The organism is Bradyrhizobium sp. (assembly GCF_049519115.1).
Lineage (GTDB): Bacteria > Pseudomonadota > Alphaproteobacteria > Rhizobiales > Xanthobacteraceae > Bradyrhizobium.
Genome location: NZ_JBEKRB010000008.1, coordinates 49,407 through 64,447 on the forward strand (window position 1 = coordinate 49,407; position 15,041 = coordinate 64,447).

Here is a 15,041-nt window from a genome sequence, read left to right on the forward strand (position 1 = left end):
CGTTATCCACAGAAGTTACGCCTTTTGGCGTGTTTTTGGCGCGAAGGCTTCGCTTTGCGCGTTCGGATCGCCTCACACCATCGATGAAGTGGTGGTCGTAACGCCTCTCACCGTGGTGACTCCGGGGTTAACATCGCGCCGGAAGGCGACCAGGTGTGGCGCCGCGCATCGCCTTCAGCATTTCAAAACCACACCGCGGATTTGCTTCCGAAAAGTGAGACTCCGTTAAGCGCTGCGGTTGCATGTTGCTTCGCAAGACTACGGGGATAGTCGTTTCCTGGGCGGCTTGAAAACGGGGAGAACGGAGCGATGGGCGCTCTGAACCTTAAATGTTGAACGTTCCGACGCTCTGGACGGCGTTCGTCATCAATTTCCTCGCGCTCGGTCTGATCTGGGCGTACATCCTGCACAGCTATCCGAGCCTTAAGGCCGCGCGGTACTGGACCGGCTCGGCTTTGGCGTTGGCCGTCGGCTCGCTGATCGCGACCTTGACGCTGGTCGTGGACTCGCTGATCCCGCTGCTTGTCGGCGGCACGATAGTTGTTTTCGCGACCTGCCTCGCCGCGATGGGCATCAGGCGTTTCTACGGCGCGCCGGTGCTCTGGCGGCTGACGGTGGCGCTGACGGTGCTGACATTCGTCGGCCTTTCGATTTTCATCTACGGCTATGACAGCTCGACCGCGCGGGTTGTGATCTTTTCGGTGGCGCAAGCGCTGCCGCTGGCTTTTCCGCTGAAGCTGCTGATCTCGAAGCAGGACGGCCAGGCCAATGCCGGCGCCCGGCTTGCCGGCGGCGTCGCGGTCGTCATGATCGCCATCTGCGTCTTCCGTGCGCTGAGTAAGCTGTTTCAGATCGGTACGGACTTTTCGTTCGTCCATTTCAATGCGCCGCAATCGATCGTGATCCTGGGGCTGTTGTTCCTGTCCATGGTCTGCAACTTCGGCTTCCTGCTGATGGCGATGGACCGGCTGCGCAACGAGGTCGCGGACCTCGCGCTGATGGACGATCTCACCGGCGTCGGTAACCGCCGGCAGTTGTTGCAACGCCTGGCCGACGAATGCGCCAGATCTGGCCGCAGCGGCCAGCCGTTTGCGTTGCTGGTGGTCGATCTCGACAACTTCAAGACCATCAACGACACCCACGGCCATGCCGCGGGCGATGCCTGCCTGCAGCATTTCACGCTGATGGCGCAGACGCGGCTGCGGCTGGGCGATCTGTTGGCGCGCACCGGCGGCGACGAGTTCTGCATCATGCTGCCGGCTTCCACGTTGCGCGAGGGCGCGATGATCGCGCGCCGCATCATCGACGTGTGCCGCGAGGATGCCGCCGGTTGTTTCGGCAACGAGGTTCCGCTCTCGGTCTCGATCGGGGTCGCGCAATGGACGCCGGATATCGGGGTCTTGCCGGACCGGCTGATCGCGGCCGCCGACCACGCGCTCTATGTCGCCAAGAAAGAGGGCCGGAACCGCTATTCGGTCTACGACCTGCCGCCGCCGCTGGCGCCCGAGCAGGAAGTCACCCCGTCGCAGCCGTTGCGCCGTCACGCCTGACGGAGCCTGGCGGGCTTACAGCTTGATCCCTGCGGCTGGCGCCCGGCATAGTGCGGGCATGCGTTTTCGTTTTCTCCTGATCGCCATCTGCGCGGTTGTCCTATCGGCTCCGGCTCTCGCCGAGCAGCCCTCGATCGAGGCGATCGCGCGCTCCTCCGGCACGCCGGAAATTCCGGGCCTGAAGATGGTCTGGCTCGCGCCATGGGGCGATGTCGCTCATGCCCATCCGTGGCGCAACATCATCGTGCATCAGACCGAGGGACCGGCGGGCTCGGCGCGCGGCGGCGCGCAGGAGCAGGCGAAGAATCCGACGCGCCGCGGCGTCATGGTATGGGTCGAGACCGACGGCACGGTCTACTGGGCGGTGTCGGACAATCTCGTTCCGACCCACACCGATGGCGCCGACCGCAACGACAACAAGTACATCGACAACGCCAAGACCTATCACCAGGTCAACAAGGACACCTCCATCGGGGTCGAGTTCGCCGGCAATTATCCCGACGTCACGCGAGGCGCGACCGAGCAGCAAATCGCGGCGTGGCGGATTCTGGTGAAGGTGCTGCGCGCGCGTTATCGCATTCCGCTCGACCATGTCTATGCGCACAACTGGATCGATTTCAAGGATGCGCGCTACTGCGAAGGCTGCCTACTCGCGACGCTGGCGCGGGAGTGGGGGGAGTAGGTAATCAGCGCGCGACGGATTTGGGTTCAACACAATGTTGGCTCACTGTTCGTGGCGTAATGGCCGACGCAAGGGGAGGCGTTAAGGCAGAGGAATTGCAATGTCGGCATCGATTATCTGGCTGGCCCTGTCAGACCATCGGCATACATTCCGGCGCCGCGGCATCGGAGCCTTGCGGCTGTTACCGGCTATGGCGCTGTTGTTCTGCGCTGCGGTTTCGTCCGCCGTGGAGGAGCCAAGCAAGCCGTTCCTGGAAAAGAACAGCTTTTATTTGTCGTCCGCCGGTTTTCGTATCCAGTTCGCCAACGATCCCGCCGGGCAAAAAGCGCTGCGCGCGCTGCCGGCGCACCGCTTCATCACAAATGGGGTTGGCGACGCCGTGCGTTATCTTTATGCCGAGCCGCAGCATTGCGTCTGCATCTTCGTCGGCACCCAACAGGCCTATGACCGCTACCGCGATCTCCTCCGCCAGCCGCTGAAGCCGACTGACAATGTGCCTGCCGATTACAGGACCCAGTCCGGCATATTGTTGAGTAACCAGCCCCTGCGGCAGAGCACGCGTGGCGACCTCACCACGCTGTCGGATTACCTCAGCATCCTTCGTTGAGGTAACCCTCGATTCATTGAGAGGGGAACCCAACAAAAAAGCCGACGTTGCCGCCGGCTTCCTTGTCTCTCGTTTTCGATCCGCCCTGGTTAGGCGTGCGCGGCCTCGAGGGCTGCGGCTTCCTGCCGGGCAATCGTGCCTTTCACGGCCGACTGCACCTTCTCGAAAGCGCGAACCTCGATCTGCCGCACGCGTTCGCGCGACACGCCGAATTCGGCGGCGAGATCTTCCAGCGTCATCGGCTCTTCCGCCAGACGCCGCGCCTCGAAGATGCGGCGTTCCCTGGCGTTCAGCACGCCGATCGCTCCGGTCAGCGCCTGGTGGCGATGATCGAACTCCTCGTGCTCCGCCATGATGGCTTCCTGGTTGGGCGAGTTATCGACCAGCCAGTCCTGCCATTCGCCGGCTTCGCCGTCGTCCCGGATCGGGGCGTTGAGCGAGGCATCGCCGCCGAGACGGCGGTTCATGTCGATCACGTCCTGATCCGTCACGCCGAGGCGCTTGGCGATCACCTTCACCTGGTCAGGACGCAGATCACCCTCGTCGAGCGCGGAGATCTTGCTCTTGGCCTTGCGCAGGTTGAAGAACAGCTTCTTCTGGTTCGCGGTGGTGCCCATTTTCACGAGCGACCAGGAACGCAGGATGTACTCTTGTATCGAGGCTTTGATCCACCACATAGCGTAGGTAGCGAGCCGGAACCCCTTTTCGGGTTCGAACCGCTTCACCGCCTGCATCAGGCCGACATTGCCTTCCGAGACGACCTCGGAGATCGGCAATCCGTAGCCGCGATAGCCCATGGCTATCTTGGCCACGAGCCTGAGATGGCTGGTGACAAGTTGACCTGCCGCGTCGCGATCGTCATGTTCGCGCAAACGCTTGGCGAGCATGTATTCCTGCTGGGGTTCCAGCATCGGAAACTTGCGGATCTCAGCGAGGTACCGGGAAAGACCGGATTCTCCGTTGAGAATCGGTAGGGTAGCTGTGCGGGCCATCCGTGCGCCCTCCACTTGGTTCAGGCCCCCGATAGCGGCGGGCCAGGCAGGCACTGCTTTGTTAAAGCCAGTCGCTCTGCGATGTTCCGCGTTGGGTATTCAACGCAGGGGCAACATACACCAACCGCGGCTCCTTTTGGAAGTTAAACCCCCGTCACGTTCCGGTGTGGCTGCTATAACCTTCTGGCATATCAAGACTTTTCTAACCACCCTGCGTCATAGCGCCGCCGTTAGCGCCTGCCGCAAAGCCTTGAGATCATCCGGCAAATCCGAGTTCCACTCAAGAATCGCCCCGGTTTTGGGGTGCTCCAGGGCCAAGAGGTATGCATGTAGCGCTTGGCGGTCGAGGGCGGCCAGAGCCGCCTGACTTTGCGGGCCGAGGCGGGCGGCCTTGGTCTTGAAGTGGGGGCCATAGACCGCGTCCCCCATCAGGGGGTGGCCGATATGGGCCAGATGCACCCGGATCTGATGGGTGCGGCCGGTCTCGAGTTCGCAGGAAAGCAGCGAGGCGACTGGCTTGCCGTCGGGGCTATTAAAACTCTCGACGGTCTCCCAATGGGTAACGGCGTGGCGGCCGCTTTCACGGACCGCCATTTTTTCCCGCGCATGCGGATGCCGGTCGATCGGCGCATCGACCGCGCCGCGCTGCCGGTTCGGCACCCCCCAGACGAAAGCGAGGTAGCCGCGCCGCATCTCGCCGGTCTTGCCGTGGTCGGCGAACTGCGCCGAAAGCGACTGATGCGCCGCGTCGTTCTTGGCGACCACCAGCAGGCCGGAAGTGTCCTTGTCGAGCCGGTGCACGATGCCCGGCCGCTTGACCCCGCCAATACCCGAAAGGCTTTCGCCGCAATGGGCGATCAGCGCGTTAACTAATGTACCCGTCTCGTGGCCCGCGCCGGGATGCACCACCAGCCCATCCGGCTTGTCGATGACGATGAGGTCGTCGTCCTCATAGACGATATCGAGCGCGATATCCTCTCCCTTGGGCTCCGCGGCCACCGGCGCCGGCACGTCGATTGTGATCGTATCGCCGGATGCGACATGATAAGCGGGGTCGCGGACGGGAGCGTCCTTCACGGCCACCCGACCGTCGAGGATCAGCGCTTTCAGCCGCGAGCGCGACAGGTCGGACAGGCGCGTCGCGAGCACGCGGTCGAGCCGGGGCGATCCTTCGATGCCTTCGACGATGACTTCCAGCCGCTGATTGTTAGTCAAAGTGACCGTTATCCCAGTTGTGTTTCAAAGATGAGTTTGATGACCGAGACCGTTGCGCCCGATCCGACCCCTGAACAGGCCGCACTGTTTGCACGGGTACGGCGCCTGATGCTGATTGCGGGCCTTACCACGGGGCTGGCGGTCGCGGCCGTTTTGATTGCCATCGGCTACCGTCTTTTTCGCTCCGAGGGAAGCGTGGCTGTGGCCGAGATCACCGCGGTGGTGCCCAAGGGCGCCAAGATCGTCTCGATCACTGCGGCCGGTGACCGGGTGGTGGTGACGCTGGATGTGGGCGGAACGACCGAAATCCGCACGTTTGATGCGCATACGCTCAAAACCACTGGGCGGCTGCGGTTTGTCAGCGAGCCTTAATTATCTCGTCTCACCGTAGAATATCTCTCTGCATTCGTCATTCCGGGATGCGCCGAAGGCGCAGGCCCGGAATCTATTTATCCAAATGAGCTGAGGTGAAATGGATTCCGGGCTCGCTCGTTTACTCGCGCCCCGGAATGACGGCGGTTGGAGCCCCTCTTCGCGTGCTTCGTGCTGGCCTTCCCTCCCCGCGCGTTCCGCGGGGGAGGGAGAAGAGAGAGCAAACCCGCCTTGCCGAATATCGATTTCAACGCTATTCCCTTGGCCGTAAGCTCCCATCGTCTAGCGGTTAGGACGTGGCCCTCTCAAGGCCGAAACAGGGGTTCGATTCCCCTTGGGAGCGCCAACGATTTCGCTGGCGGGATCGGCCGCGGATGTCCATGATCTCACGCGAAATGGTCGCACGCGGATTGGGTTTCGCATTTGCCGTCGTCGCGGCCTCGCTTGGCCTCGGCTCTCCGGCGCACGCGCAATCCGTGCCCTATTGGACCTCGACGACCGGATTCCGCAGCGGCCTGACGTCGGATCCGAACGCGAACCCTTTCGGCAACTTTTCCTCGCGCTACAACTTCGAGAACGGCTGGTTTGTCGGCAGCGAGCGCGGTAACCTAGGTTGGGGCCTGAGCAACTTCGGCTCGCCCGTCGCGTTCGGCAACGGCGCCGCATTCACTTACGAAGGCACGCAGGCCGGCTACAATTTCAAGAGCGCGCCGGTCTCGGTCTATGCCGGCTTCGACACCATCAAGTACAATGGCCCCGGCATCGGCAACCCGTTTACGGCGCTCGACTCCATGTCCTCCAGCAACACGTCCGGCTATCGCGTGAATGCCGGCGTCGAGTTCCGTCCCACCTCGAATCTCAGCCTCTCCGTCGGAGCCAGCTTCTCGCAGCAGCCCAACGACCTCAACTCTGCGCTGTTGCCCGGCGCATCTCCGCTGGCGTTCGGCCGCCGCTAAGGGCGGCAAGTTAGCCATCAGCCGACGAAACATATCGTCGCGTCTTGGAACCATTGTTCTCTTCCGCCCTTTGATTCCGGCAACCCGCAACGGGTCTCAAACCGGATTGGAGCGAACATGGCCAAGAAGTCGATGCTGCTGAGCGATCTCTTTCACGAGACGCTGAAGGATATCTATTTCGCCGAGAACAAGATTCTCAAGACGCTCCCCAAGATGGCAAAGTCCGCGCAGTCGAAGGATTTGCAGAAGGCTTTCACGAAACATCTCAGGGAAACCGAAGGCCAGGTGAAGCGTCTCAATCAGGTCTTCAAGATCATCGGCAAGCCGGCGCGGGGCAAGACCTGCGCGGCGATCAATGGCATCACCGAAGAGGGTGCCGAGATCATGAAGGACTTCAAGGGAATGCCGGCGCTCGACGCGGGCCTGCTAGCGGCGGCCCAGGCCGTCGAACATTACGAGATGTCGCGCTATGGCACGCTTCGCACCTGGGCCGAGGAACTCGGAATGCCCGACGCAGCCAGGCTATTGCAGGCGACACTCGACGAAGAGGAAGCGACGGATTCCGCGCTGACCAAGCTCGCCGAATCCCTGGTCAATGTCGAAGCCGAGCAGAAACTGGCCGCTTGAACCGGATGTTTTGAACGCCACATTGGCTGGGCGTTGTGGATCAAGGAGTTGTAGACAATGGCTGACATCAAAGAGCACATGGAAGTCATCGGCGCCGACGGCGTTCACGTCGGCACCGTCGATAAGGTCGAAGGCAACCGGATCAAGCTGACCAAGAAGGACAGCGGCGAAGGCTCGCACAAGGGCCATCACCACTTTATCGACCGCGGCCTGGTGGCCGGAGTTGAAGGCAACAAGGTGCGGCTCTCGGCCATCGGAGCGGTCGCCGTCACCCTGGAAGACGAGAAATAAAAATAGCGATTTAAAAATAACCATTTGAAGCCGCCCGATGCCGTCGGGCGGCTTTTTATTTGCGTTATTTGCGGCGATGGAATCCACGAGGAGGCACCCGCGTGGGTGTCAGGCCGCAGGTCCGTTCACGCCGAAAACGGGCATTCGCTCTTCGAAATCAACTCGCCGCCGCCGGCCAATCACGATAACCTCCGATGGTGTCCGGCAGGCATCACTACCCGGAGGACTTTCCATGCTGCGACTTTCAACGCTCATTGCCGCGCCTGAACCCTCTGCACAACTTCCGGCCCCGAATGCTCGCTCCTGTTTTGCAACCCGCTCTGCAAGTCGAGCAGGGCTTGGCGCGTATTCACGATCTGCGCCAGCTTCTCGCGTTCCGCGTCATGGGCCTGACCCGGCGCCTCACCGAAGGTCTCGGCAAACCAGCCGATCATCTCCGCATCAATCGTATCGTTCTTGGCAAGCCGTCCAGCCGATCGAGCGAAGCTGCGGACCCGCTTGGGATCAACAATCCGAACCTCGATCCTGGCGCGGTACGGAGCGTCTTGGCCCACTCGCGCTCGTAGCCGCCGGAGGCTTCCATCACGGCCTTGCGGACTTTGCGCCGGCGCAGCCAGGACGCCAGCTCGCGCCGACCCTCCGGGGTGCTTGCAAAAGCGCGCCGCAATGACTGCGATCGAATGCACACATCCACTTTGTCCTTGGCGACATCGATCCCCGCGACAACCAGATTATCTTGTGCCATCATCCAGCTCCCTTCCTTTCTCGGTCCGGGCTCAAGGCCCATGCAACTGTTCGGGTTGAGGAAGACACCGGACCTGTCCCACGCTCCCCGACAGGCTCTTATGGCCTTCGAGCACGAACGGGCTCAGATCCAGCGACGGGCGGTTGGTGAGAACCGCCCGTTCGCACATTCTGGCAGATTTGCCAGACACAAGAGCACGAAATAAGCCGTAACACCGTCGTGCAGGAAATGCCGGATCGCTTCCGGCGTGCCTGCGGTGACTACGCTCGTATGCTTTCTATTTTTGCATACGAGGCTGCGGGTGCACTGACGCGCCCGGCATTCCCTGCGCCCTCTTTATCGAGGGACGTGAATTTCGCATCGCCCCGGGCGCCTTTGGCGTCGCGGGAAGGCGGACGTGTGTGTGATTGCGAGCGTAAACTGGAGGATCGTCAGTGCGAGGAGCGAGAGCGACGAAGCAACCCAGAATCCCGATGCGTCAAGAATTCTGGATCGCTTCGCTTCGCTCGCGATGACGGACGTGGCTGGCGGGTCAGCGGGACCGTTGAATCGCAAAGACGGAGACCCAACCAGTGCCGAAAGTCTGAGCCGAAATGGCGAGAAACAAGCCGGATTACGGTTGCCAAGGACGACGACAGGCGCGATCTTGAGGCCAAGAGACCGGAACAACAGGTCGGAAAAATACTCGGGAGGAAGCCAATGACAGCATTGAACAGGCGCGCCTTTGTCGCGGTCGCAGCAGGCGTAATCGCCGCGCCTTATGTTTCGCGCCAGGCTTTTGCGGATGACGCGATCAAGCTGCGCTGCTCGCTCGATACCGCGCCGTCGCATCCGCGCAACCAGGCGATCGTCGATTATCTCGCCAAGATCGAGGAAGCGAGCCAGGGCAAGATCAAGGGCGAAGTCTTTCACTCCGGACAGTTGTTCGTTGATCTCAATGTCACCAAGGCGCTGCTCCAGGGCCAGGTTGACATGGCCGCGCCCGGCACCTGGACCATGACCGGGCTCGTGCCCGATTGCGACTTCTGCCAGTTGCCCACGCTTTACAGTCCGGAGATCGAGGTGTTCCGCCGCTGTGCCGATGGCGCGCCGGGCGAACACGTCAACAAACAGCTTGAGACCAAGGTGCGCTCGCATGTCATCGGCCCCTGGCTCGAACTCGGCAACGAGAACTGGTACACGACCAAGAAAGAAGTTCGCTCGCTCGACGACCTCTCAGGTTTGAAACTCCGCAGTCCGGGCGGGGCGGGCATCTCCTGGCGCATCGGTTTCGTGCACGCCCTTCCCAACGTGACGCCCTGGCCGAACGTGCCGCTCGCGCTGTCGCAAGGCACCTTCGACGGCTTCGTCAGTAGCGACGAGAGCGTCAATTCGGCAAAGCTCTGGGAAGCCGGCGTCAGATATTCCTACGCCGACCATCAGTTCTTCGCCAACTACATCCCGATGGTCAGCGATGCCTTCTGGTCCAAGCTGGGCGAAGCCGAACGCAAGCTGATGCGCGACGTCTGGGCCGCCAATGTCCAGCGTTACCGGGCAATGTCCGCAAAATCGCAAGCCGATGCCCGCGCGGCGATGCAGGCGAATGGCGTGACGTTCTTCGATCCGCCGGCGGACCAGGTGGCCTCCGATCGCAAGCGCATGATCGGGGCGCAAGCCGATCTCGTCCGCGACACCAAATTGTCGGCCGAACTCGTCAAGCTGGTGAGCGACACCGTCGGCAGCAGCCGCAGCTAAGATCAAGACAAGACGGGCAGGGAGTTCGCCGGTGCGTGATGCGTGGTGGGACAAGGCCGAGCGGATTCTGATCGGCCTGTTGGGCCTCGCCGCGATGATCGTCGGCCTCGTGCAGGTCGCCGGGCGATACATCGCCCCGCGCTATGCGATCACCTCGGCCGAGGAGGTGATCGTCTATCTCGTCGTCTGGGGCATCATGTTGGCTGCCTCGCAACTGGTGCGCACCGACGGCCATGTGCGGCCCGATCTGGTGCTGCGGGCGGTTTCGCCGGACGTGCAGCGCTGGATGGAGGCCGCCAATTGCCTCGTCGCTCTCGCGTTCTGCGCCGGCCTTGCCTGGTATGGCTTCAGCATCGTCGAGACGTCGTGGATGCTGGACGAGCGCAGCTCGTCGGACGTGCAGTTTCCGATGTGGCTTTATTCGGCGGCGGTGCCGACCGGTGCTGCGCTGATGTCCGGCCGCTATCTGATCCGGCTCTATCGCTACATCTTTGCCTTCGATCCCGAGACCATGACGGTCGGTCACATCCCCGCGCATGAGCAAGTCGCCGGCGCGGGCCATGCTTCGCACACCGACACATGATGAAATCAGACACGAATAAAGCCGGGATGAAGATGGGCTTGCTCCATTCTCGCGCGGCAGGGCAATGGCCTTCGCTGCTCCCTCCCCCTGAAAGGGGGAGGGTTGGGGTGGGGGTCGATGGGATAAGCGTGGGGGTCAATAGGCTCGATGCGAGGCGCCGAGGGCTAGTCGTCGGAGCGAAAAATGTGCCCCCCTTCCGGCTCGCTTCGAAGCGCGAGAACGCTTATTCGCTCGCCGACCTCCCCCTTTCAGGGGGAGGTGAACAGCGCTCCTTGGGCGAAGCGAACCCGTCATGCTGATCATCCTGTTTATCGTACTGTTCTTCGGCCTGCTCGCGGTCGGCATGCCGATCTTTTTGGTGCTGGGGCTTTGCGCCGCGATTCTGTATTTCGCATCCGGCGAGCCGCTGATCGGCGTTGCGCAAGTCATCATCGATCACCTGAATTCGCCGACACTGATGTCGCTGCCGTTGTTCGTGATGGCGGCAACCTTCATGCGCCATGGCGGCGTGGCGAAAGCGCTGGTCGATTTGTCCGCCGCCTGGCTCGGCGGCGTCCGAGGTGCGCTCGGGCTGGTGACGGTCGTCGCCTGCACGCTGTTTGCGGCGATCTCCGGCTCGTCGGTGGCCACCGCATTGGCGATGGGGACGATCCTCGTGCCGGCCATGATCGAGAGGGGTTATCCCCGCAGCTTCGCGCTCGGCGTCGTCGGCGCGTCCGGCACCATCGGCATCGTCATCCCGCCATCGCTGGCGTTGATCCTGTACGGCATCGTCGCCGAACAATCGGTGCCGCGGCTGTTTCTCGCCGGCGTATTGCCCGGCCTGTTGCAGGCGGCGGTATTCTTTGCCTGGGTATGGTACGACGCGCGGCGGCGTAAATTTCCGGTCGAGCCGGCATTGCCGTTCGCCGAGCGGGTTCGCGTGACGGCGAGGGCGATCCCCGCATTGATCGTTCCGGTCATCGTGCTGGTAGGCATTTACGGTGGCATCGTCACGGTGACCGAAGCGGCGGCGATTGCGGCCGTCGTATCCATGATGGTCAGTCTCGTCTATTACCGCGGTTTTCATTGGACCGAGACGTTGTGGGTAGTGGCCGATGCGCTGAAGAGCGCCGGCGCGATCATGCTGATCGTCGCCACCGCTTTGGCGTTCGGTCACTGGATGACGGCTTCCGGCGTTCCGGCCGAACTCGTCAAATGGGTGCTGGCGCAGCACATGGCGCCGTGGCAGTTCCTGCTCGCGATCAACGTGCTGCTGCTGGTGCTCGGCTGTTTCCTCGAAGTGATCGCGACGCTGCTATTGGTGTTGCCGATTCTCGCGCCGGTGTTGCCGGCGCTCGGCGTCGATCCCGTGCACTTCTCGATCATCTTCACGCACAATATGGAGATTGCGCTGGTTCACCCGCCGGTGGGCTTAAATCTTTTCGTGCTGTCGACGATTTCGAAGGCGCCGATCGGCGAAGTCGTGCGCGGGGTGTTGCCGTTCCTGATTTTGCTTCTGATGGTGCTGATGATCATCACCTACGTGCCCGCGCTGACGCTGTGGCTGCCCCATGCGGTCTACGGCAATTGAGTGCGAGGCGTGCGGACGCGCGTTAGCCAAGGGTTTGGTCCAGTTTCGAACCCTGGCTGCGGTTGAGCAGGAGATAAAGCGCGCGGGGGTTCGTCGTGAAGTAACGCCAGAACAGCCGGCGCGGCTCGAGCCAGATTCGCCAGCCCATTCGAGGCCGGCATCCTGCATCCAGCGCGGCGCGCGCTGGCGGCTGCCGGAGAGGAAGTTGAACAAACCGCCCGAGGTCTTGATGATGCCGACTTGGTCAGCCGCGGGGTGAATTCGGCGACAAAGGCCTGGCCCCAGGTCAGGATGGCTTTGGGGCGGACGACCTCGCAGACGGCCTGGAGGAAATCGCCCGCCATGCCGGCCACCATCGTGCCGATCCTTGTGACGCTGCTTTTCGTTGGTCTTCTCGTCGTCGTTGCCAACATAAGTTATTATCTAATCGAGCAACCCGGACAAAAATTATTCGCCCGGCTTGCGCGATCGCGCATTGCGCCTTCGCCGGTTCGATCGGTTGGCGTCGTCTAACAGAAGGGTCGTGAGGACTCTTTCACCTCGTAGGGTCGAGGGCGGCAGTTCCTTGTGGGAACGCCGCCATCTTTGCATCTCAGCCGTGCAGCTTCTTCGCAGCTTCTGCAATGGCGCGACCCTGATAGCGCGCGCCAGCGAGTTCGTTTTCGGACGGCTGGCGGCTGCCGTCGCCGCCGGTGATCGTGGTGGCGCCGTAGGGCGTGCCGCCCGTCACTTCGTCGAGTTTCATCTGGCCGCCAAAACCATAGTTCATGCCGACGACGATCATGCCGAAATGCAGGAGGTTGGTGATGATCGAGAACAGCGTGGTTTCCTGGCCGCCGTGCTGGGTTGCGGTCGCGGTGAAGGCGCCGCCGACTTTGCCGTGCAGCGCGCCCTTGGCCCACAGCCCGCCGGCCTGATCGAGGAAGTTCGCCATCTGGGACGCCATACGGCCGAAGCGTGTGCCGGTGCCCACGATGATTGCATCGTAATTGGCGAGGTCATCGATCTTGGCGACCGGCGCGGCCTGATCGACCTTGTAGTAGGAGGCTTTTGCGACGTCCAGCGGTACCAGTTCGGGAACGCGCTTGATGTCGACGGTGGCGCCGGCCTCGCGGGCGCCTTCCGCCACCGCGTTCGCCATCGTCTCGATATGGCCGTAGGCCGAATAATAAAGCACGAGAACTTTCGTCATGATCTTGTCTCCAGGGATTGTTGCGGGAAGGGTTGTTGTGGGTTGAATTGCCGGCCTGCGCCGGCAATTCGGATTTTGGAAATCACAAGGGCCGCGTCGGTTACGCCGCGTCGACCAGCACCAGTTCGGAATCTTCCAGCGCCGTGATCTTGAGCTGCGGCTCATCGCTGATGGCGAGTCCATCGCGGGCGTTGACGTTGATGCCGTTGACTTCGATTTTGCCGGCGGCGGGCACGAGGTAGAGATGGCGCGCCTTGTGCGGCGTGTAATGTGCGCTCTCGCCCGCCTTCAGCGTGGCGGCCAATACGCGTGCGTTCGCACGGATCGGCAGCGCATCCTTGTCGCTCGCTTCTCCGCTGGCAATGGTAACGAACTTGCCGGAGCGGTCCGATTTGGGAAACGGCTTGGCGCCCCAGGTCGGCGCGCCGCCATCCGTCGTCGGCTCGATCCAGATCTGGAAAATCTTGGTCGGCCGAGGCTCCAGGTTGTATTCGGAGTGACGAATGCCGGAGCCGGCGCTCATCACCTGAACGTCGCCGGCTTCGGTGCGGCCCTTGTTGCCGAGACTGTCCTGATGCGTGATCGCGCCTTCCCGCACATAGGTAATGATTTCCATATTGGCGTGAGGATGGGCGGGAAAGCCGGTGTTGGGCGCGATCTCGTCATCATTCCAGACGCGAAGCGCGCCAAAGCCCATGTTGCCAGGATCGTAGTGGCTGCCGAATGAAAAATGGTGTTTGGCTTTGAGCCAGCCGTGGTCGGCAGCGCCAAGCCGGTTGAAGGGTCGAAGTTCAATCATGGGATTTCTCCATTGCCTTAAATTCGTTGGGCTATGGATATGTCCCCGCTCCTGGTATAGAAATAGAAACTATCGAAACTCATTGTTTCTATTTATTAGCTGATGGTCATGGCCAAACTCCCGGACTTCGAGGGGCTCGCGATCTTTGCGAAGGTCGTCGAACTGCGCTCGTTCGCTGCGGCCGCGAATGAGCTTGCGCTGTCGAAGGCAACCGTCTCCAAGGCGGTCAGCCGTTTGGAGGAACGTCTCGGTGCGCGGCTGTTCAACCGGACCTCGCGGCGGCTGGCGCTAACCGACGCCGGACAGAAATTGTCCGGACGGGCGCAGCGCCTGCTGGCCGATGGCGAGGCGACGGAGAACGAGGCGCTGGCCCAATCGGTTTCGCCGCGCGGGCTGGTTCGTCTGGCGGTGCCGATGACCTTTGGCGTCAAAGCAGTGGCGCCGATCCTGCCAGAATTTCTAAAGACCTATCCCGACGTCTCGATCGACCTCCATCTCAGCGACGCGACAGTGGATCTGATCGGCGAGGGTTTTGATGCCGCCTTGCGGATTGCGCGGCTGCCGGATTCTTCCCTGATTGCGCGGCGGCTATGTGCGGTGCCGCGCCACACCGTCGCTGCGCCTTCTTACCTGAAGCGTTACGGCCGGCCGACCCATCCGATGCATCTCGCCCAGCACACGTGCTTTGGCTACGCTTATCTCTCGACCGCCGATGTCTGGCATTACAGCAATGCCGCGGGCGAGCAGGTGAGCGTGCGCCCCGCGGGCCAGCTTCGCGTCAACAATGGCGAAGCGGTACTGCCTGCGGTCATCGCAGGGCTGGGCATCGCCGATCTGCCCGACTTTATCGTCGGTGACGCCATTCGATCCGGAGACGCCGAAGTTATCCTGAAAGGCTGGTCGCAGCCCGAAGGCGCGGTGCATCTGGTGATGCCGCCAGGGGGCCCGCGTCCGGCACGCGTCGAGGCGCTGGGAGATTTTCTCGCCGAGCGCTTTGGTGCCTCGAAGCGGCAGAGGTCCTCCCGGCGCGGCTAAGAGAGCGCTGGTGTTGGATTTCGGTATTGTCTAAGCAGCCGCAAGTTCATCTGGCGGTTTGGTTGGTGTTACCAATCAAACAGAAGAA

At 62.0% G+C, this 15,041-nt stretch carries 17 protein-coding genes, 1 tRNA gene and 1 pseudogene; 13 read left to right on the top strand and 6 right to left on the bottom strand.

The window, feature by feature from the left end; all coding sequences use genetic code 11:
• Window positions 1-329 precede the first annotated feature (329 nt).
• The 3 genes from ABSE61_RS08530 to ABSE61_RS08540 all read left to right on the top strand — a co-directional run bounded on the left by ABSE61_RS08530 (window position 330) and on the right by ABSE61_RS08540 (window position 2,839).
• On the top strand, window positions 330-1,550 hold the full coding sequence (locus ABSE61_RS08530) for a GGDEF domain-containing protein (protein WP_423870645.1): 1,221 nt from the start codon (window positions 330-332) through the stop codon (window positions 1,548-1,550).
• A 58-nt stretch (window positions 1,551-1,608) separates the two neighbouring features.
• The gene (locus ABSE61_RS08535; protein WP_423870646.1) at window positions 1,609-2,232 is read left to right on the top strand and encodes a peptidoglycan recognition protein family protein; all 624 of its coding nucleotides are present in this window, start codon (window positions 1,609-1,611) and stop codon (window positions 2,230-2,232) included.
• Window positions 2,233-2,422: 190 nt separating this feature from the next.
• The gene (locus ABSE61_RS08540; RefSeq protein WP_423870647.1) at window positions 2,423-2,839 is read left to right on the top strand and encodes a hypothetical protein; all 417 of its coding nucleotides are present in this window, start codon (window positions 2,423-2,425) and stop codon (window positions 2,837-2,839) included.
• An 89-nt stretch (window positions 2,840-2,928) separates the two neighbouring features.
• On the opposite strand, the gene rpoH is transcribed toward ABSE61_RS08540, so the two are convergent.
• Window positions 2,929-3,831 (bottom strand): RNA polymerase sigma factor RpoH, encoded by a 903-nt coding sequence (gene rpoH / locus ABSE61_RS08545; RefSeq protein WP_423870648.1) that lies wholly within the window; start codon window positions 3,829-3,831, stop codon window positions 2,929-2,931.
• A gap of 216 nt (window positions 3,832-4,047) precedes the next feature.
• Window positions 4,048-5,046 carry an RluA family pseudouridine synthase gene (locus tag ABSE61_RS08550; RefSeq protein ID WP_423870649.1) on the bottom strand — a complete coding sequence of 333 codons (999 nt, stop codon included), beginning with the start codon at window positions 5,044-5,046 and terminating at the stop codon, window positions 4,048-4,050.
• A gap of 39 nt (window positions 5,047-5,085) precedes the next feature.
• Between ABSE61_RS08550 and ABSE61_RS08555 the strand changes: the two genes are divergently transcribed.
• The 5 genes from ABSE61_RS08555 to ABSE61_RS08575 all read left to right on the top strand — a co-directional run bounded on the left by ABSE61_RS08555 (window position 5,086) and on the right by ABSE61_RS08575 (window position 7,292).
• Window positions 5,086-5,418: a hypothetical protein gene (locus tag ABSE61_RS08555; protein ID WP_423870650.1), complete on the top strand. Its 333-nt coding sequence runs from the start codon at window positions 5,086-5,088 to the stop codon at window positions 5,416-5,418.
• A gap of 271 nt (window positions 5,419-5,689) precedes the next feature.
• Window positions 5,690-5,764: transfer RNA gene (locus ABSE61_RS08560), tRNA-Glu, on the top strand.
• Window positions 5,765-5,792: 28 nt separating this feature from the next.
• Window positions 5,793-6,374 (top strand): hypothetical protein, encoded by a 582-nt coding sequence (locus tag ABSE61_RS08565; RefSeq protein WP_423870651.1) that lies wholly within the window; start codon window positions 5,793-5,795, stop codon window positions 6,372-6,374.
• A gap of 117 nt (window positions 6,375-6,491) precedes the next feature.
• The gene (locus tag ABSE61_RS08570) at window positions 6,492-7,001 is read left to right on the top strand and encodes a YciE/YciF ferroxidase family protein (RefSeq protein WP_423870652.1); all 510 of its coding nucleotides are present in this window, start codon (window positions 6,492-6,494) and stop codon (window positions 6,999-7,001) included.
• Between the two features lie 57 nt (window positions 7,002-7,058).
• The gene (locus ABSE61_RS08575) at window positions 7,059-7,292 is read left to right on the top strand and encodes a DUF2171 domain-containing protein (RefSeq protein ID WP_423870653.1); all 234 of its coding nucleotides are present in this window, start codon (window positions 7,059-7,061) and stop codon (window positions 7,290-7,292) included.
• A 251-nt stretch (window positions 7,293-7,543) separates the two neighbouring features.
• Here the strand turns inward: ABSE61_RS08575 and ABSE61_RS08580 are convergent, their stop codons facing one another.
• Complete coding sequence (locus tag ABSE61_RS08580; RefSeq protein ID WP_423870654.1) at window positions 7,544-7,846, bottom strand: hypothetical protein; 303 nt, start codon at window positions 7,844-7,846, stop codon at window positions 7,544-7,546.
• Between the two features lie 890 nt (window positions 7,847-8,736).
• On the opposite strand from ABSE61_RS08580, the gene dctP reads away from it, so the two are divergent.
• From dctP to ABSE61_RS08595, 3 genes are all read left to right on the top strand, one after another.
• The gene (gene dctP / locus ABSE61_RS08585; protein ID WP_423870655.1) at window positions 8,737-9,771 is read left to right on the top strand and encodes a TRAP transporter substrate-binding protein DctP; all 1,035 of its coding nucleotides are present in this window, start codon (window positions 8,737-8,739) and stop codon (window positions 9,769-9,771) included.
• A 31-nt stretch (window positions 9,772-9,802) separates the two neighbouring features.
• Window positions 9,803-10,354 carry a TRAP transporter small permease gene (locus tag ABSE61_RS08590; RefSeq protein WP_423870656.1) on the top strand — a complete coding sequence of 184 codons (552 nt, stop codon included), beginning with the start codon at window positions 9,803-9,805 and terminating at the stop codon, window positions 10,352-10,354.
• 292 nt (window positions 10,355-10,646) lie between these two features.
• Window positions 10,647-11,927 (top strand): TRAP transporter large permease, encoded by a 1,281-nt coding sequence (locus ABSE61_RS08595; RefSeq protein ID WP_423870657.1) that lies wholly within the window; start codon window positions 10,647-10,649, stop codon window positions 11,925-11,927.
• A gap of 22 nt (window positions 11,928-11,949) precedes the next feature.
• On the opposite strand, the pseudogene ABSE61_RS08600 reads toward ABSE61_RS08595, so the two are convergent.
• A pseudogene (locus ABSE61_RS08600) lies at window positions 11,950-12,205 on the bottom strand (WecB/TagA/CpsF family glycosyltransferase); the annotation flags it as partial.
• A gap of 64 nt (window positions 12,206-12,269) precedes the next feature.
• Here ABSE61_RS08600 and ABSE61_RS08605 point away from each other — a divergent pair.
• A complete protein-coding gene (locus ABSE61_RS08605; RefSeq protein ID WP_423870895.1) occupies window positions 12,270-12,440 on the top strand; it encodes a hypothetical protein in 171 nt (56 codons plus the stop codon).
• A 79-nt stretch (window positions 12,441-12,519) separates the two neighbouring features.
• On the opposite strand, the gene wrbA is transcribed toward ABSE61_RS08605, so the two are convergent.
• Both wrbA and ABSE61_RS08615 read right to left on the bottom strand, forming a co-directional pair.
• Window positions 12,520-13,119 carry an NAD(P)H:quinone oxidoreductase gene (gene wrbA, locus ABSE61_RS08610; RefSeq protein WP_423870658.1) on the bottom strand — a complete coding sequence of 200 codons (600 nt, stop codon included), beginning with the start codon at window positions 13,117-13,119 and terminating at the stop codon, window positions 12,520-12,522.
• 100 nt (window positions 13,120-13,219) lie between these two features.
• Window positions 13,220-13,918 (bottom strand): pirin family protein, encoded by a 699-nt coding sequence (locus ABSE61_RS08615; RefSeq protein WP_423870659.1) that lies wholly within the window; start codon window positions 13,916-13,918, stop codon window positions 13,220-13,222.
• 108 nt (window positions 13,919-14,026) lie between these two features.
• Here ABSE61_RS08615 and ABSE61_RS08620 point away from each other — a divergent pair, with 108 nt between their 5' ends.
• Window positions 14,027-14,953, top strand: coding sequence for a LysR family transcriptional regulator (locus tag ABSE61_RS08620; RefSeq protein WP_423870660.1), 927 nt, complete (start codon window positions 14,027-14,029; stop codon window positions 14,951-14,953).
• Window positions 14,954-15,041: the final 88 nt, after the last annotated feature.